The sequence below is a fragment of the Arcobacter sp. 15-2 genome (genome assembly GCF_047159865.1).
In the GTDB taxonomy this organism is placed as follows: domain Bacteria; phylum Campylobacterota; class Campylobacteria; order Campylobacterales; family Arcobacteraceae; genus JAIOSF01.
Genome location: NZ_AP038804.1, coordinates 810195 through 829280 on the forward strand (window position 1 = coordinate 810195; position 19086 = coordinate 829280).

Sequence of the window (19086 nt, forward strand, 5' to 3'; positions counted from 1 at the left end):
TTTATTTAGTTCCAATTATACTAGAAACTAGTCTATATAAAGTAGGTACATCTGTTTTTCCTACAAAACCATCAATACCGATTCGATTCATTTTATCTTTAACCGCATCAGTAGTCATACTTGAATTTACAATAACAGGTATATGGTTGTAGATTTGAGTTTCTTTAATATATTTTGCAACCTGATAACCATCAGTTCCTGGCATCTCAATATCTGTTATAACTACACCAATTTTACTAGGATCACCTATCTCTTCAAGTCTATCTAAAAGATCTCCCCCATTTACAGACATAATGTAATTAGCTTTAGCCTTCTTCATAAACTGAATCATAACTTCTCTTGCTACAGCACTATCTTCTGCAATCAAGATAATTTTTTCATCATTTAATGGTCGTGTTATATATCTTTCTAAATCACTTGCATTTATATCAGTCCATCCAATATCTGAAAGTAATTGTTCTGCATTAAATACCGTACATAAATTATCTTTTTTATCAATCTCAACATAAGTTGTGTATGTTACTTTAGAATTTTGGTTTTCAGAATTTATAAGCTCTGCAGTGGTTTTTTCTACAATATTTACCATATCTTTTACTAAAAATCCAACTTGTTTATGATTAAACTCACAAAAAATAATAAGCTTATATTCATTCACAGGTAAAGACTCATAACCTAACCATCTATCAAGATTAATTAATGTTATAGGCTCACCTCTAATAGTTGCTATGCCTTGTATAACATCTGTATCAGTTGGAGTATCTGTTATAGTTATCTCTTCAGTGATTATAAATGCTTTAATCTTTGCAATATTAATAGCGTACATCTCTCCATGTCCAGTATAAAAAACTGCTAGTTGCTGTACATTACGAAGGTGTGCTTGCGTTAACTGTTCTACACTATCACTAATTCCACTCATAGAAATCCTTTTAAAGTAAGTTTGAACTATTTTATCTGTTTTTCACTTAATATTTTTTTAATTGCTATACTACACATAGTAAGTCCAAAAGCTCCGGTTACTCCTATAAAACTTCCTAATTCTTTACAATTTGGATTTTCACTACTAAAGACTACTTTAAAACTTTTTCTAAATCTATCTTTTTTTAACATATCTCGAATTTTTCTCGCAAATGGATCGTTATATGTTTTGAAAATATTGATATATTCAATTTTTGTAGGATCAAATCTTTTTGCACTTCCCGTTGTAGAGATAAGTTTTTTATGATATTTTTTGATTAATTCTACTTTCATAGGAATATCATCAATAGCATCTAAAATAAGGTCATATGAGCTCATATCAAAATTCTCTAGCCAATCTTTATCTACTTTTTGATTGATAGCTGTAACCTCTGGATATAAACTTTTTAAATGTTCTACTTTTACACTACCTATAGCACCTGGTGTTTCACTTCCTAATTGTCTGTTTTGATTCGATTCTTCATATACATCATAATCTACAATTGTTATATTCGTTAACCCCGTACGATATAATCCAGCTAAGGCAAAACTACCTACTCCTCCGACACCTAATAATATTACTTTTGCATTTTGTAAAACTTCAAAGTCACTTCCAAATAATTTTTTACTTCTACTATATTTCACTTTATTCTCCTTTATATGTTATTGTTGAAATTTTGTTTATTTTTATTTATATAACGCATTAATAATAAGGTATAAATAAAAGTACTTAATAAAACATTTCCTAATACGATTGCATTAAATATCTCTTTATATATAAAACCTTCAGGAAGAGAATGTACCATAATAATCGCCAAAGCACCCTTTGTTCCTGAATATGTTAAAGCAACTGTCCACTTAAATGATAAATTAAGTTTCCATGTCATCAAACTTATGAAAAATAATCGTATGATAGTTGTTAGTACAAATACTATAATTATCTCTTTTAAGTATTCTAGTAAAAAAAATAAGTCAATAATATTTGCAACCATAACAAAAACAACAGCATTTGCAAAAACACCAATATATTCTGACTCTTTTTTATACTCTCTATAATGTTTTTTTGTCAAGGTAGGACTTTGTTTTACTAGATGAAATAATGATGGGCTAGAATATTCGTTTTTTCTAAAAATAAATTTCTTATGTATAAATTCATTTTTTACTAGATACTTAAAAGTTAAAACAGCGCTCACTATAGATAAAATTCCAGCAATTTTAAAATGTTCAGCAATTAAAAAAGAGACAACAACAATTAAATATATCACTATAAGTTGATCAAAAGAGTTTCTTAAAATTTTCATTATAAAGTAACCTATACAAGCTACAAACAGACCTATTATTGTTGAAAGAAATAACACTTTTAAAAGAGTGATATTAAGTTCAATTAAAGTAAGTGAATCACCACTTATCATAGGCATAGCAATAAAATAAAATATAATTAAAGCTGTAACATCATTAAATAGTGATTCAGATTCTGCATAAATTTTTAACTTATAAGGAAGTGTAAATTTGGACATAATACTTGTAACAGTTATAGCATCTGTCGCCATAAGCATAGAAAATAAAGCTATCAGCATTCCTATTGTTAATTGATATTCAGGAAGAAGATATGGGGTTACAAAGAGTGCAATTCCTATAGACCCTATAACCGCAAAAAATGCCAAATATAGAATCTCTTTATAATGTATTTTTAGTTCATGAGCTGAAATATTCAAAATATCAGGTAAAAGAATAATAGGTAACATTAAATATAAAATCTCATCAAATTCAGCTGAAGATAAAGAAAAAATATGAGGAAAAAAATATGATAAAAGAAATGATAAAACAATTAAACTAAGTGTTGTTGGTATTTTTGTATGATTTTCAATCACTCGTGAAAGTAAAATAAAAACTAACAATATCGTTAATAACAATAACACTTAGGTATCCTTTAGTATACTAGCCCTTCTTTGAGAAGTTCCTTTTTAATATTATACATTTGTCTATGTTTATTGTTACACCATGATGGAGATAAAAGTGTACTATCACTTATACCTGCTGTTATTCGAGACAATGATATAGAATCAGGTATCATTTTAATCGCTTTAACTAGTGTATCAATATATTCTTCTTCACTAATAGGCTCAAATCTTCCCTTCCTATATTCATTTGTCAGAAGTGTATTTTTTACAACATATAAAGGATGAATTTTAATAGAATCTACACCCATTTTTATAGTTTCTTCTACACCTTTTAGCATCATCTCTTGATTTTCATCAGGAAGACCAAACACTAAATGACCACATACAAGTAAATTTCTTTTTTTTGTCTTTCCAATCCACTCTTGAATATTGGCAAAATCATGTCCACGATTTATTTTTAAAAGTGTTTCGTCATATACAGACTGAATCCCATACTCAAGCCATACCTCTTTTGTTTTTGCAATCTCTTCAAGATAATCTAAAGTTTCATCCGTTATACAATCTGTTCTTGTACCAATACTTAAACCAATCACATCATCAAAACCCAAAGCTTTAGTATACAACGCTTTTAATGTATCAAGTGGAGCATAAGTATTTGTAAACGATTGGAAATACACAATAAACTTTTTTGCACCAAATTTGTTTTGTAATCTCTCTTTAGTAGCGTCAAATTGCATTTTTAATTGTAACAGCTGTTTATCTAAATAAGGATTTTCTTTACTAAAAAGATTTAATTTAAACTTTGATTTATCTACTTGATTTGGAGAAAAAGACTCATTTTCACAGAAACTACAACCACCTTTAGCGACTGTACCATCTATGTTTGGACAAGTAAATCCAGAGATACTGATGGGAACTTTATAAACTTTTTCACCATATTTTTTTTTCCAATATCTACCGATCGTTTCTATATTTTTCATTTTTTATGTTTTATTCCTACGCGATAAAATAATCGCCATCAAAACTAACCATCGAATAATTTCTATCTTTACCTAGAGAACTTTTTAAGTCGTCTATAGAGAGATATTTTAATGAATCAGCTTCTATATATTTTTGTACTTCCTGGGGAGTTTTCATAGCATTTATTAACTCCTCTTTTGTTGGAGTATCAATACCATAATAACAAGGATGCTTAATCATAGGTGAAGCTACTCTAAAATGTACTTCAGCTGCACCTGCATCTTTCAGCATTCTTACTATTCTTTTACTTGTTGTTCCTCTTACGATACTGTCATCAATTACTACAAGTTTTTTACCCTCTATCAATGATTTCATTGGGCTTAATTTCATTTTAACTTTCATATTTCTCATCGCTTGAGTTGGTTCGATAAATGTTCTTCCAACATAATGATTTCTTATGATTCCTAGTTCAAAAGGGATTCCTGAAGCTTTTGCATAACCTAAAGCAGAAAGAACCCCACTATCTGGTACAGGAATAACCATATCAGCATCAAGTAAATCTTTATCGTGCATAGCTAGAGCTTTTCCCATCTCTTCTCTAACAGCATATACATTTTTACCATCAATAACACTATCTGGTCGTGCAAAATAGATATATTCAAAAGCACATGGTCTAAACTCTTTTGTTTCATCTAACATAATAGACTCAGGCTCAGCATGATCTTGACTAAAAATAAGCATCTCTCCTGGTTTTACATCTCTTACAAATTCAGCATCAACAAGATCAAAACAACAAGTTTCACTAGCAATTATAAATCCACCAGATTTTAATTTACCAATACTTAATGGTCGAATTCCATGAGGATCTCTTACGACAAATAATTTACTTCTACTTTGAATGATAAAGTTATATGCACCTTTTAGTTTTGTAAGTGATTTTGTGATTCTATCTCGTAATTTATTTTGACTAGATTTTGCTATAAGGTGAATTAAGTTTTCAGTATCCATACCTGTTTGAAAAATTGAACCATCATCTATAAGTCTGTTTCTTACTACATCTTTGTTGACTAAGTTTCCATTATGAACAATAGAGATTTCACCTAGTTTATATTTTGCCTGAATAGGTTGTGCATCTAAAACACTATCACTTCCTGCTGTTGAGTATCTATTATGACCTATTGCCATATCACCTTGCAATAGTTTAAATGCATTTTCATCAAATACATCTCTGACAAAACCTTGCCCTTTTACTGTAACAATTTTTTTACAGTCTGAACCACCAGCACTTATACCAGTTGCCTCATGACCTCTATGTTGCATCGCAAATAAAGCAGCTGAAGCTAACTTCGCCGCGTCGTCGTTTCCAAATATTCCTACTACTGCACACATATTAAAGTCCTAAACAATCATTTATACTATATAAACCAACTTCTTGATTTACTAGCCATTTTCCAGCTTTTATAGCACCTTTGCTAAATGTATTTCTAGCAGTCGCAGTATGGTTTAACTCAATAAACTCTCCATCGTTATAAAACCCAGCTGTATGACGACCAACAATATCACCACCTCTTAAACTCATAACAGCAATCTCGTCTTTTGTTCTTGCCCCAATAATTCCATCTCTTCCTGAAATTCGAACATTATCAAGGTCAAGTCCTCTTGCATCAGCTGCATGTTCTGCTAAAGTCAAAGCTGTACCACTTGGAGAGTCAACTTTATGTCTATGATGCTGTTCTACAATTTCGCAATCAAAATCAGATAATGTTTTAGAAGCCAGAGCTACTAGTTTATTTAAAACAGCAACCCCCAAACTCATATTTGTAGCATAAAGAATTGGTACTATTTTACTAGCTTCTATTAAAAGATTTTTTTGGTGTTCATTAAATCCTGTAGTTGCAATTACTAAAGGTTTTCCTTTTTGATTTTGCACAACTGCTGATAACAACTCTTCAGTTGCACTTGGAACAGAAAAATCAATAACTACTTCTGACGCATCTAAAAGTGTCTGCATATCATTTGTTACTACTGTGTTTTCTGGTACAGTTTTTGTTAATTTATTGAAAACATGAACACTGCTTACACAAGCATTTTCATCATTTTCTAAATCATCTATGAGCAAAGAACCAACCCTACCCGTACTTCCTAAAATTCCAACTTTTAACATCATAATATCCTAAGATTTAATTTAATTAATCGCATTATACCCTTTTAGTTTTAAAGTAACTTAGTATAGGTTTTTGTTACCTCTATAGTTTTATATTGGTTTAAATTATTGTCTCAAAAGAATTATAATGGATTATCTTGTAAATACTCATGTGCCATATATGAACTTCTAGCATACGGTGTACTATGTACAAATTCAAATCCCATATCCATAGCAATTTGTTTGTATCGTGCAAATTGTTCAGGTGTAACATATTCTATAACTTTTGTATATTCTCCTGATGGAGCAAGATACTGACCGATACTTAAAAACTTACAGCCTACAGAGATAAGATCTTTAAATACTTGTACCATCTCCTCTTCTGTTTCACCAAGGCCTACCATTAAAGCACTTTTTGTTTTAACAGCATCTCCACCCATCTCTTTGAGTCTTTTTAAAACATGAATTGATCTTTCATATGAAGCATTTTTTCTAATTTTATAAAATCTTGGTACTGTTTCGATATTATGCCCAATAATAACTGCCCCACTATCTACTACTCTTTGAAGTGATTCCTCTCTTGCTTTAAAGTCAGGAATCAAAATCTCCACTTGAGTTCCTGGTACTTTTTCTAAAATATCTCTAGTTACATCATAAAACTGTTCTGCTCCACCATCTTTTAAGTCATCACGAGCAGGACTAGTAATAACAACAAATTTCAATCCAAGATGTTTCACTGATGTAGTTACTTTTTTAATTTCACTTAAATCAACTTCACTAGGCATACCTGTTAAAACATTACAGTATCCACATCTTCTAGTACATACATTTCCCAAAATCATAAATGTTGCATTTTTATTTGAATAACACTCACTAATATTAGGACATTTTGCTTCTTGACATATAGTATGTAATCCACCTACATCTTTTAAAAGAGCTTCCATCTCTAATTGAGCATGTGGAACTATCTTTTTTCTTAACCATTCTGGTTTTTTAAATTCTACTTTTTTAAATTGTGTTTTACTTGCTGTAGTCATATTTTTCCTTTAATAAAGAAGATAATTTTTCCTCTTCGTTCTTTTTTAATAGTGATTGTTCTAATTCAATATCAAATGATTTCTCAAATGATTTGATTACTAAATTGATTGCATCATTATATGATATGTTTATATCAAAATCTGTTAAATCATTTCCAACTTCTAATTGGCTTACACTATTTAAGTGTATTTTTTCAATTGGAATTGAACCATGTTGAAAAATAAATTTTTTACTTCTTCTTTGAGCATTTCCACCAATTTTTAAACTATTAACTACGATATCGTATGATTCAAATCCTACTTGACAAAAAACACTTTTACTCAATTGTAAGTTTTCATCATCTTTTACATACTTTGCATCTAATCCTAAACTTTTATAAAACTCGAGTAAAAAAGTACAAATCTTTTCGTAAGACTCTTTTACATTTAAATTTTTAAGATACGCTGTTGGAAGCACCAAACTATATGATAAATCATGTCCATGAAAAAGTACTCCTCCACCTGTAATTCTTTTTGCAAAATTTTGATTGTATTCTTTTAAATGTGCATAATCCTCAATTTTTTGAGAAATACCTAAAGTAAATGATTTTTCCCAAGTGTATAAACGCAAAATAGGCAGATCATTTTCTTCAAACGATAAAGCCAATGCTTCATCTATTGCCATATTTAATTTTGCACTGCTTTTTGGGGAGAGTAATAATCTGAATTTTTCTTTTTTCAAAAAACAACCTTTAAATATTATGTTACAATAAGTATCACTATATATGTAAATAATTTTATTTGTTTAATTTTCAATATATTATAATCATTAATTTTTCTATATTGATTACATATTGTAACTAGATTTTTTTAAAAATTAGATAAATTTTACAATTAGTTACATTTTTTGCTAAAATTTAAATATTTTTGTGTATAATTCTAAAACGCTACGATTTCGCTATATAAGTGTGAAGTTAAGTGATTTTAGTATAATTATCAAAATTGAAAAGGAATATTTATGCCAACTAAAAATTTAGTAGATATAGATCCTGAAGAAACTCAGGAATGGATAGAAGCTTTAGAAGCAGTAATTGAAGAAGAGGGAGGTGAAAGAGCTCACTATTTAGTTAGTCAATTAATTGACAATGCAAGACGAAATGGTGCAGACATACCTCACAGTGGAAATACAGCATATTTAAACACTATACCTGTTAATCAAGAACCAAAAATGCCAGGTGATAGAGATTTAGAGAGAAAAATCAGATCTATTATTAGATGGAATGCACAAACTATGGTTTTACGAGCTTCTAAAAAGAACTTAGAGCTTGGTGGGCATATTGCATCATTCCAATCTTCTGCTACATTATATGATGTTGCATTTAATCATTTCTTTAAAGCACCAAATGAAAAAAATGGTGGAGATTTAGTATTTTATCAAGGACATATCTCTCCGGGTATCTATGCAAGATCATTTGTTGAGGGTAGACTAACTGAGTCTCAAATGGATAACTTTAGACAAGAAGCATTTGCTGATGGTTTATCTTCATACCCACATCCAAAACTTATGCCTTCTTACTGGCAATTCCCAACAGTTTCTATGGGACTTGGACCAATCCAAGCTATTTATCAAGCAAGATTTTTAAAATATCTTACAGATAGAGGTATAAAAGATTGTTCTGATCAAAAAGTATACTGTTATATGGGTGATGGTGAGTGTGATGAGCCAGAATCTTTAGGAGCTATTGGACTTGCTGGTAGAGAAGGTTTAGATAACTTAATATTTATTATAAACTGTAACTTACAAAGACTTGATGGTCCAGTAAGAGGAAATGGTAAAATCATTCAAGAGTTAGAGAGTGAATTTAGAGGTGCAGGTTGGCAAGTTCTTAAAGTTGTTTGGGGTGCTAAATGGGATCAACTATTAGCTAAAGACACATCAGGTAGACTACTTCAACTTATGGAAGAAACTGTTGATGGTGAGTACCAAAACTTTAAACAAAAAGGTGGAGCGTACACAAGAGAAAAATTCTTTAACAAATACCCAGAAACTGCAAAACTTGTTGAAAACATGAGTGATAATGAAATTTGGGAACTAAACAGAGGTGGACACGATCCAGTTAAAGTTTATGCTGCATACAAAAAAGCACAAGAGACTAAAGGGCAACCATCTGTTATCTTAGCTAAAACTGTAAAAGGTTATGGTATGGGTGAAGCTGCTGAGGGTAAAAATATTGCTCACGGTGTTAAAAAAGTAGATACTTCAGTACTTAGACAATTTAGAGATAGATTTGATATCCCTATTTCAGATGAAGATGTTGATAACTTAAAATACTACAGACCAGATGAAAACTCTGCTGAGTATAAATATATGCAAGAGCATAGAGAAAAATTACATGGTCATGTACCACAAAGAAGAGAAAAATTCTCAACAGCTTTAGAGATTCCAGCATTAGATAAGTTTGATGCAGTTCTTAAAGGTTCAGGAGATAGAGAAATCTCTACAACTATGGCATTTGTAAGAGTATTAAATATCTTAGTTAAAGATAAAAAAATTGGTAAAAACATTGTTCCAATCGTTCCAGATGAAGCGAGAACATTTGGTATGGAAGGTATGTTTAGACAACTTGGTATTTACGCAAATGAAGGTCAAAAATATATCCCACAAGATAAAGATCAAGTTGCTTACTATAAAGAAGATAAAAAAGGTCAAGTACTTCAAGAAGGTATTAATGAGCTAGGAGCCATGGGTTCTTGGACAGCGGCCGCAACATCTTACTCTGTAAATGATTGTCCTATGATTCCATTCTACATTTTCTATTCTATGTTTGGATTCCAAAGAACTGGTGATATGTGTTGGGCTGCGGCTGACCAAAAAGCTAGAGGTTTCTTAGTTGGTGGTACTTCAGGTAGAACTACACTTAATGGGGAAGGTTTACAACATGAAGATGGTCACTCTCATATTATTGCAAATACAATTCCATCTTGTGTATCTTATGATCCAACATATGGTTACGAAGTTGCAGTTATCGTTCAAGATGGTATGAACAGAATGTATGGTGAGAAACAAGAAGATATCTACTACTACTTAACAACATTAAATGAAAACTACAAACAACCAGCAATGCCAGAAGGTGTTGAAGAGGGTATCTTAAAAGGTATTTATAAATTTAAAACTGTTGAAGCTAAAAATGACTACAAAGTTAAATTATTAGGTTCTGGTACTATTTTAGAGCAAGTAAGATTAGCTTCTGAAATTTTAGCTAACGATTACGGTATCGCTTCTGAAATTTACTCTGCTACTTCATACAATGAATTAACAAGAGAAGCTCAAGCAATTGAGAGAGAAAATTTACTTAATATTGATGCAGAAGATAAAATCGCTTATGTAGATCAAGTTCTTGGAAGTGATGATGAAAATATCATTATCTCTGCTACAGATTACATGAAAGCATACTCTGAACAAATTGCACCATTTGTAAAAGGTTCATTTAAAGCACTTGGTACAGATGGTTTTGGTAGATCTGATTCTAGAGCAAATTTACGATCATTCTTTGAAGTTGATACAGACTTTATCGTATTTACAACTTTAGCACAACTTGCTAAAAATGGTAAAATCGAAAAATCAGTGGTAGCTGAAGCTATGAAAAAACATAACATTGATCCTACAAGAATCAATCCATTACACGCCTAAGGAGTAAAAGATGAGTACAATTCAAGATATATTTATTCCAGATTTAGGTGGTGATACTGATGTTGATTTAATTGACATTATGGTTTCTGTAGGTGATACTGTTGAAGTTGAAGATGGTTTAATCACATTAGAAACTGAAAAAGCTTCTATGGATGTTCCTACAACTCATGCGGGTGTTATTAAAGAGATTTTAGTTGAAGTTGGTTCAAAAGCTAATTCTGGTGATCTAATCGCTAGAGTTGAGTTAGCAGATGATGCAAGTGCAAATGCAGAAACAGTTTCTGCACCAGTGCAAGAAGAAGTAAGTACTCCTGTAACTGCTCCAGCATCTGCACAGTTTGTTACAGAACAAACAATAAAATCAGTAGTTGAAGAGGTTCGTATTCCTGACTTAGGTGGAGATAAAGATGTTGATTTAATTGATGTATTAGTTTCTGTTGGCGATACAGTTGCTATGGATATGGGTCTTATTACACTTGAAACTGAAAAAGCTTCTATGGATGTTCCTGCTCCTTTTGGAGGTGAAATATTAGAATTATATGTAGAAACTGGAATGAAAGTAAATTCAGGTGATTTAATTGCTAAAATGACTAAAACAGTTGTTATGGAAAACAAAATGCCAACTGCAACGCAAGCTGCACCAGTTCAAACTGAAGCTCCAAAAGCAGCACCAGCTAAATCTACTATTCAAGAAGCTATGGCGAAAACTTCAGTTGTGGAAACACCAGCTGATTCAAAAGTTTTATCTAAAAAAGCTACTAAAATTTATGCAAGTCCTAGTGTAAGAAAAGTTGCACGAGAGTTTGGCGTAGATTTAGGTTTTGTTAAAGGAAGTGGTAAGAAAAATAGAATTGTAAAAGATGATATTAAAGCTTATGTAAAAGAGCAACTAAATAAACCTGCAACTGCAGCTGGTTCTGGGCTTGGATTTAATCTTCCAGAATTAAAAGAGATTGACTTTAGTAAATTTGGTGAAATCGAAACTGTAGAGTTAAGTAGAATCCAAAAAATCTCTGGACCTTCTTTACATAGAAACTGGGTTTCTATTCCTCATATTACACAATTTGATGAATCAGATATCACAGAGTTAGAAAAATTTAGAAAAGCACAAAATGCAATTGCAGATGGATTTAAATTATCTCCATTAGTATTTGTTGTAAAAGCTGTTGCAAAAGCATTAGCTATTCATCCTAAATTTAACTCGTCTTTAACTGCAGATGGTGATAGTATTGTTATGAAAAAATACTTCAACATTGCAATTGCTGTTGATACTCCAAATGGATTAATGGTACCAGTTATCAAAGATGTAGATAAAAAAGGTTTCAAAGAGATCGCAATTGAGATGGCTGAAATTTCTGCTAAAGCTAGAGAAGGTAAACTTAAATCTGCAGATATGCAAGGTGCAAGTTTTACTATCTCTTCATTAGGTGGAATTGGTGGAACTAAATTTACTCCAATTATCAATGCTCCTGAAGTAGCTATTTTAGGATTATCTAAATCTGAAATGAAACCAGTTTGGGATGGAGAAACTTTCCAACCAAGACTTACTTTACCATTATCATTATCTTATGATCATAGAGTAATTGATGGTGCAGACGGTGCAAGATTTACAACAACATTATCACAATTATTAAGTGATATTAGATTATTAAGCTTATAAGGAGTAAATATGAGTAATATTATTGATATTTTTATTCCAGATTTAGGTGGAGATAAAGATGTAGATTTAATCGACATTATGGTTGAAGTTGGTGATACAGTTGAAGAGGAAGATGGTCTAATTACATTAGAGACTGAAAAAGCCTCAATGGATGTACCCACTACACATGGTGGAGTTATTAAAGAGATTCTTGTAAAAGTAGGAGACAAAGCAAATTCTGGCGATTTAATCGCTAGACTTGAAGTTGCAGATTCAGCAGAAGCTGCTGCTCCTGCTCCAGTTCAAGAGGCTCCAGCTACTTCTCAAGCACAACCTACACCAGCTCCAACAGTAAATGCAAATGCTAGTGAAGTGAAAGGTCAAGTACTTGTTATTGGGGCTGGACCTGGTGGATATTCTGCTGCATTTAGATGTGCCGATTTAGGGCTTGATGTTGTTTTAGTAGAAAGACATGATACTTTAGGTGGAGTTTGTTTAAATGTTGGGTGTATCCCTTCAAAAGCACTTCTTCATGTTGCTAAAGTAATAGAAGAAGCTGAACATATTAATCATGCTGGTGTAAAATTTGCAAAACCTGAAGTAGATATCAAAGGTGTAGCAGACTATAAAGCTGGTGTAGTTAAAAAACTCACCGATGGTTTATCTGCTATGGCTAAGATGAGAAAAGTTACAGTTATCCAAGGTACAGCTGAATTTTTAGATGATCATTCTGTTATTGTAAATCATACTAAAGATGATGGACAAACTACAGTGAAATTTGATAATTGTATTATTGCTGCTGGTTCGCAAAGTTCTAAAATGGGATTCATTCCACATGAAGATCCTCGAATTTGGGATTCTACTAATGCCTTAGAGATGAAAGAAATACCAAAAAGACTACTTGTAATGGGTGGTGGAATTATTGGTCTTGAAATGGGTACAGTATATGAAAAGCTAGGTTCAAAAGTAGATGTTGTAATTAGAGGTAATCAAGTTATGACTGGTACTGATAAAGATATTGTAAAAATTTATACAAAATCTAATGAGAAGAGATTTAACTTTATGTTCAAAACTCAAACTCAAGCTATCATCCCTAAAGCTGATGGTATCTATGTAGAGTTCAAAGGTGACAATGCACCTGAACCTCAAATGTATGATGCTGTTTTAGTAGCTATGGGTAGAACTCCAAATGGTCTAAACCTTGGTTTAGATAAAGCTGGAGTTAATGTAAATGAAAAAGGTATGATTGCAACTGACAATCAACTAAGAACTAATGTTCCTCATATCTTTGCTATTGGTGATATTATTGCTGGTCCTATGTTGGCTCATAAAGCTGTACATGAAGGTCATGTTGCAGCTGAAGTTATCGCTGGTCACAAAGTATACTTTGAACCAAAACAAATTCCAGGTATTGCGTATACTTTCCCTGAAATTGCAACTGCTGGTATGAGTGAAATAGAAGCTAAAGAAGCTGGTATCAACTATGAAGTTGCATCTTTCCCTTGGTCTGCTTCAGGAAGAGCTTTAGCTGCTGATGTTTCAAAAGACGGTATGACTAAACTTATTTTCGATAAAGATACTCACCAGTTAATCGGTGGTGCTTTAGTTGGAGATAATGCAGGTGAATTACTAGGTGAAATTTCTTTAGCTTTAGAGATGGATTGTGATGCAGAAGATATTGCACTTACTATTCATGCTCACCCTACTTTACATGAATCTGTAGGTATGGCAGCTGAAATATTTGATGGTGTTATTACAGACCTTCCAAATGCAAAAGCAGTAAAAAGAAAATAAATTTCTTGTTACACAAGCTATCCAAAGGGGGAAGAGTTAGAACTCTTCCCCCTTTTTTATTTTCAAATAATTTTTAATTTATCAGATTCTCATCATATTCATAATATAAAATATTTAATATTAGTACTAAATTTAATATTGACTACGATAAAATTAAATAAAATCTCAAATAAATTAAGGCAATAATGATAAGGTATGTAAATTTAATAATTGACAATATTGATAAAATAGGAAACCAAACTGTTATACCTTTTTTAACTAAAATCTTAAAATTATTTAGAAAAAAAATTGATTTACTCAAAATAATATTCATTGATTATTTTATTATACAAAATTGGTTTATTAATAGTATGATTATTATCACAATTTTCATGAACAACGATAACAATATCAAAAGTGCTTTAATAGGTGTACTTTTAACATTTAATCTGATTAATGGGTATAACTATTATTTAAGATTTACCGAATGGAAAAATATTAAAAGATCTTTGCTAAGTGAACTGCACTCATTTATAATAGAATATCGTATGATTTTACAGTACCATAGATTCCCCTATTCAAATAATAAAAATATAAGAAAACATATTGATCTTGACATCAAAGAATCTCAAGGTGAAATCTTTGGAAACTATTTTAATGATGATGGCTCATTGTTAATTAAATTATTTGAAGATTACAAGGTTCTCATTAAAGAACTAAGTAAAAGTAAATATCAAATAGATGACAAACATTTAGATTACTTTATCGAATCCTTGAAGGAAAATAATCAACGGTTGAATCTAAGTTTGGTTCTTTTAATGGGATATTTTAAGGATAATATAAATACATTACTTTCAATCCAAACTATAAACCATCATTTAACTATAATGATAAGACATCACAAAGATGATGTTTATAAAAACTTTCCTGATGAATTCTTAGATGATAATTTAGATTTGATTGATAATATTAATAAAATGATTAAGTTAGTAACAAAATAATATTACATTTTCTTAAATATAAAAAAAAGGGAAGAGATAAAATCTCTTCTCTTTTTTATTGCTTCATAAGTAAGCTTAACAGCTTTTCTTATTATAGGTATGAAATAGCATTCCTTGACAAGACGTACGATATTCAGTACAATATTATAAATACACGCAAAGGACAACTATGACAAAAATCATGTCAGTAAGCCAAGTAAGAGCAGATATTTATAATGTGATGGATGAAACTGCACAAACGCATGAGCCAGTACTTATCACTGGAAAAAGAAATAATGCAGTGATGGTTTCACAAGAAGATTGGAATGCAATCGAAGAAACACTGTATTTAAATGCTATACCAAATATGGTATCTTCAATTCAAGAATCAATGAATGCTCCAGATAGCGAGTTTAGTGAATCTGTTGAATGGTAGAGTACAAAATACTTTATAGTAAATTTGCATTAAAAGATGCAAAAAAACTATCAAGTGCTAACTTAAGTAAAAAAGCAAAAGAACTTATCGAAACGATTAAAAAAAACCCATTTCAAAATCCACCACCTTATGAAAAATTGGTTGGTAATTTAAATGGTTCATATTCAAGAAGAATAAATATTAAACATAGAATAGTTTATGAAGTAAGAGAAATGGATAAAGTAATTAGAATCTCTCGAATGTGGTCACATTACGGAGAATAGCTAATCAGAGATAAAAAAAGGGAAGAGATACAATCTCTTCCCTTTTTTATTACTTCATAAGAAAGCTTATACGGCTTTTCTTATTGAAGGTATGAAATAGCACCTATTCCTGCTGTTGCACCATCACCAGCTGCACATACAACTTGTTTTGGAGCATCGATTCTGATATCACCAGCTGCGAATAGTCCAGGAACTGATGTTTCCATCTTAAGATTTACGATAACTTCACCAGCTTCGTTTGTATCACATAAAAATGATCCATCTTCTTGCTTTAAAGTATCATTTAAAATATTTCTACCAACAAATACAAAACACCCTAAACCATCTAAAGTTTTAGTCTCACCTGTAGTTTTATCTTTTACGATTACACCAGTAACACCCATAGCATCACCAATAATCTCTTCAGTTGTATGATTCATCACTTTTACAATGTTATCAAACTTTTCTAGTTTTTCTACTTCGTGTGGACTAGCTTTAAACTCATCTCTTCTGTGTACAATATAAACTGTTTTACAAATGTTAGCTAAAAAGATCGCTTCCTCAACAGCAGTATCACCACCACCTAAAACAACTACATCTTTACCTTTGTAAAAAAATCCATCACAAGTAGCACAAGTACTTACACCCTTACCAAAGAACTCTTTTTCACCTTTGATACCAGCTGGTTTAGGAACACTTCCTGTTGCTATTAAAACTGATTTTGCTTCTTGTGTTGAACCATCACCTAAAGTAAGAGTAAAAATATCTCCTGATTTAGTTACTTGTTTAATTTCTGCCATTTCATGCTTAAGACCAAATCTTTTACATTGTTCTGGCCATTTATCCATAAGTTCCATACCTGTTACGACTTCAAGTTGTCCTGGGTAATTTTCTATCTCACTACTTTGTGTGATTTGTCCACCAGGCATACCCATCTCAAACATAGTAACTTCTTTTAAACCACCTCTTGTAGCATATAGTCCAGCTGTCAATCCAGAAGGTCCTCCACCGATAATTGCAAAATCTAACATTCATATTTCCTTATATTAATTATTAGACAAATTTTACTCTTTATTATCTTGTAATAGACTTTAAGATCTCGGTTAACTATTTAAATAAAGAATTATTATCTAAAGATAAAAATTATCCATTATACTTTTTTTAACTTTCTGCTAAAATTGAGATATGATTATTTTTTACTTCAAGATAAAGTAGTTTTTTACCTACAAATTTATATCTTTTTGTTTTGTACTCTTCATCCATAATAACTTTAAATAATTTTTTATTTAAATCATTAGGATAAGGGATAACATTAATATTGTAAAACCTAATTGACTTATGTTCTTGTCTATTAAAGATTTTTTTCTTAAATTTTTTAAACTCTTCTATTCTTTGACCATTAGCTTTTTGAAAATCTTGATCATAAAAAGAAAGATATGTATTTAGGTCATTATACTTCCATGCATCACGCCACTTAAAAACACTAGAAAGTACAATACTTAAATCATTTTTTGAAACTTCTTCTAGTTTATTTTCACTTATTACTAATACTGAATTTTTAATATTGATTTTTTTATCTAAAGTTGTTATCTTATCATTATCTAAAGCGATACAACCCTCAGTATAATCATCTCTTTCTTCTTTAAATGGTAATCCATGTATCCATATTCCATGTCCAGTTTTTCCTTGACTCTTATCATATAAATTTGGATAGTTCGTTGTTAAAGCTAGTGGACCATAAAATTGATCAATTTTTGTAATTCTTTTTGTAATATTATATGCACCAAGTGGTGTTTTTAAGTCACCTTCAACTTTTTTATCACCATTTGCTTTTCCAATAAATACAGAAGAATCAAATAATTGTTTTTTATTTTTTGTGTCGTATAGTTTAATATCTTTCATATCTTTTTGACAAATCATCACATATTGTATAGATTCATAATACCCATTTGTGACATCTTTGTTAGCTAAATTATAGTCCCAATACCGCTTTGTTTTTAACTGTTTTGCTATCTCTTGTTCAACAGCACTTATCCCTTGTGTTCTGTATAATTCAATTATATCTAGTGAATTAGCCCATAAAGAATTAAAAAGAAAGAGTGATAAAATTACATATTTCATAAATATTACCTAAATTTTAAGATATCATATTGTATACTAATAGCCTTAAATTACACAAAAGAGTTTTATTTGAAAATTATATTATCCCTTATTTTAGCCTTTACATTACATTTTGCCTCAACCGTCCAAGAAGAAGTTTGGTGGAAAGGGGAAACCCTCTTAACTTTTTTTGATAAACATAATATTCCACAAGATATTTACTTTAATCTTTCAAAGACAGATAAAGAGTTATGTAGTGAGATATATGCTGGTGTCTTATTTCAAATGATGTTCAATGAAAATCATAAACTAACCCAAGCACTTATTCCTATAAGTGAAGAGATGCAAATCCACTTATTTAAAGATGAAAAAGATAAATTTACACTAGACATCATCCCTATAGAGTTTCAAAAAGTAAGACAAGCGATTACTATTCCTATTAAAAATTCACCTTATCAAGATATTGTTGAAACAACAGGAAATAAAGCTCTTGCAAATGAATTCATAATAGCATTTAAAAAATCTGTAAACTTTAGACGATTGAGAAAAGATGACTTAGTTTCTATAGTATACACTCAGAAAATTCGTATGGGAAGATATTTTGGTACACCTGAAATTTTAGGAGCTTCTGTACAAATACGAAAAAAAACTTATTATATTTTTGAAAATCCAGATGATAAAAGATATTACAACGATCAAGCAAAAAGTCTTACTAGTTTTATGCTAAGAACTCCTCTTCGATATAACAGAATCTCAAGTAAATTTACACTTAAAAGATTTCACCCTATTCTTAAAAGATATAGAGCTCATTTAGGAGTCGATTTTGCTGCACCAACAGGAAGAAGAGTAAATGCTACAGCTGATGGTAAAATCATCCACAAAGGGAGAAAAGGTGGTTATGGTAAAACCGTAATGATTCGACATAAAAACGGACTAAAATCTCTTTATGCACATCTAAATAGCTATAACAACAAAATACGAGTTGGTTCTTATGTAAAGCAAGGGCAATTTATTGGTCGTGTTGGAACTACAGGACGAAGTACTGGTCCCCATTTGCATTTTGGATTATACAAAAACGGAAGAGCTGTTGATCCTTTAAAAATAATCAGTGTAACAAAAACAAAACTTGTTGGTAAAAAAAGAAAAGATTTTTTGAAGACAGTTTCAGCTATAAAAAAAGAGTTAAAAGATTCGTTAAACAACAAAATTATGAAAATAGAAAAGTTTGAGATGGCTTATAAAATATAAAAA

Annotated in this window: 17 protein-coding genes; 7 read left to right on the forward strand and 10 right to left on the reverse strand. The window is 30.8% G+C overall.

Features of this window, described 5'->3' with window-relative positions:
- Nucleotide 1: 1 nt before the first annotated feature.
- From ACMCMH_RS04345 to ACMCMH_RS04380, 8 genes are all read right to left on the reverse strand, one after another.
- Nucleotides 2-916 carry a chemotaxis protein CheV gene (locus ACMCMH_RS04345; RefSeq protein ID WP_412727457.1) on the reverse strand — a complete coding sequence of 305 codons (915 nt, stop codon included), beginning with the start codon at nucleotides 914-916 and terminating at the stop codon, nucleotides 2-4.
- Between the two features lie 26 nt (nucleotides 917-942).
- Entirely contained in the window at nucleotides 943-1599 is a 657-nt protein-coding gene (locus ACMCMH_RS04350) for a ThiF family adenylyltransferase (protein ID WP_412727459.1), read from the reverse strand.
- 11 nt (nucleotides 1600-1610) lie between these two features.
- Nucleotides 1611-2873 (reverse strand): cation:proton antiporter, encoded by a 1263-nt coding sequence (locus tag ACMCMH_RS04355; protein ID WP_412727461.1) that lies wholly within the window; start codon nucleotides 2871-2873, stop codon nucleotides 1611-1613.
- Nucleotides 2874-2884: 11 nt separating this feature from the next.
- On the reverse strand, nucleotides 2885-3835 hold the full coding sequence (locus ACMCMH_RS04360) for a TIGR01212 family radical SAM protein (protein ID WP_412727463.1): 951 nt from the start codon (nucleotides 3833-3835) through the stop codon (nucleotides 2885-2887).
- 16 nt (nucleotides 3836-3851) lie between these two features.
- Nucleotides 3852-5204, reverse strand: coding sequence for an amidophosphoribosyltransferase (purF, locus tag ACMCMH_RS04365; protein WP_412727465.1), 1353 nt, complete (start codon nucleotides 5202-5204; stop codon nucleotides 3852-3854).
- Between the two features lies 1 nt (nucleotide 5205).
- A complete protein-coding gene (gene dapB, locus ACMCMH_RS04370; protein WP_412727467.1) occupies nucleotides 5206-5979 on the reverse strand; it encodes a 4-hydroxy-tetrahydrodipicolinate reductase in 774 nt (257 codons plus the stop codon).
- A 122-nt stretch (nucleotides 5980-6101) separates the two neighbouring features.
- The gene (gene lipA / locus ACMCMH_RS04375; protein ID WP_412727469.1) at nucleotides 6102-6995 is read right to left on the reverse strand and encodes a lipoyl synthase; all 894 of its coding nucleotides are present in this window, start codon (nucleotides 6993-6995) and stop codon (nucleotides 6102-6104) included.
- A complete protein-coding gene (locus tag ACMCMH_RS04380; protein ID WP_412727471.1) occupies nucleotides 6979-7716 on the reverse strand; it encodes a biotin/lipoate A/B protein ligase family protein in 738 nt (245 codons plus the stop codon). The genes lipA and ACMCMH_RS04380 overlap by 17 nt, the downstream gene beginning before the upstream one ends.
- 276 nt (nucleotides 7717-7992) lie before the next feature.
- Here ACMCMH_RS04380 and aceE point away from each other — a divergent pair, with 276 nt between their 5' ends.
- From aceE to ACMCMH_RS04410, 6 genes are all read left to right on the forward strand, one after another.
- Complete coding sequence (aceE, locus tag ACMCMH_RS04385; RefSeq protein WP_412727473.1) at nucleotides 7993-10665, forward strand: pyruvate dehydrogenase (acetyl-transferring), homodimeric type; 2673 nt, start codon at nucleotides 7993-7995, stop codon at nucleotides 10663-10665.
- Nucleotides 10666-10675: 10 nt separating this feature from the next.
- The gene (gene aceF, locus ACMCMH_RS04390; protein ID WP_412727475.1) at nucleotides 10676-12325 is read left to right on the forward strand and encodes a dihydrolipoyllysine-residue acetyltransferase; all 1650 of its coding nucleotides are present in this window, start codon (nucleotides 10676-10678) and stop codon (nucleotides 12323-12325) included.
- Between the two features lie 9 nt (nucleotides 12326-12334).
- The gene (lpdA, locus tag ACMCMH_RS04395) at nucleotides 12335-14098 is read left to right on the forward strand and encodes a dihydrolipoyl dehydrogenase (RefSeq protein ID WP_412727477.1); all 1764 of its coding nucleotides are present in this window, start codon (nucleotides 12335-12337) and stop codon (nucleotides 14096-14098) included.
- A 185-nt stretch (nucleotides 14099-14283) separates the two neighbouring features.
- A complete protein-coding gene (locus tag ACMCMH_RS04400) occupies nucleotides 14284-15078 on the forward strand; it encodes a hypothetical protein (protein WP_412727479.1) in 795 nt (264 codons plus the stop codon).
- Between the two features lie 169 nt (nucleotides 15079-15247).
- Nucleotides 15248-15493 (forward strand): type II toxin-antitoxin system Phd/YefM family antitoxin, encoded by a 246-nt coding sequence (locus ACMCMH_RS04405; protein ID WP_412727481.1) that lies wholly within the window; start codon nucleotides 15248-15250, stop codon nucleotides 15491-15493.
- On the forward strand, nucleotides 15487-15756 hold the full coding sequence (locus ACMCMH_RS04410; RefSeq protein WP_412727483.1) for a Txe/YoeB family addiction module toxin: 270 nt from the start codon (nucleotides 15487-15489) through the stop codon (nucleotides 15754-15756). Before ACMCMH_RS04405 ends, ACMCMH_RS04410 begins: the two co-directional genes overlap by 7 nt.
- An 80-nt stretch (nucleotides 15757-15836) precedes the next feature.
- Here ACMCMH_RS04410 and ACMCMH_RS04415 read toward each other — a convergent pair whose 3' ends face one another.
- Together ACMCMH_RS04415 and ACMCMH_RS04420 are read right to left on the reverse strand one after the other, a co-directional pair.
- A complete protein-coding gene (locus tag ACMCMH_RS04415; protein WP_412727485.1) occupies nucleotides 15837-16766 on the reverse strand; it encodes an NAD(P)/FAD-dependent oxidoreductase in 930 nt (309 codons plus the stop codon).
- Nucleotides 16767-16896: 130 nt separating this feature from the next.
- Complete coding sequence (locus tag ACMCMH_RS04420; RefSeq protein WP_412727487.1) at nucleotides 16897-17856, reverse strand: L,D-transpeptidase family protein; 960 nt, start codon at nucleotides 17854-17856, stop codon at nucleotides 16897-16899.
- A gap of 69 nt (nucleotides 17857-17925) precedes the next feature.
- Here ACMCMH_RS04420 and ACMCMH_RS04425 point away from each other — a divergent pair, with 69 nt between their 5' ends.
- A complete protein-coding gene (locus ACMCMH_RS04425; RefSeq protein ID WP_412727489.1) occupies nucleotides 17926-19083 on the forward strand; it encodes a peptidoglycan DD-metalloendopeptidase family protein in 1158 nt (385 codons plus the stop codon).
- The last annotated feature ends 3 nt before the right edge of the window (nucleotides 19084-19086 follow it).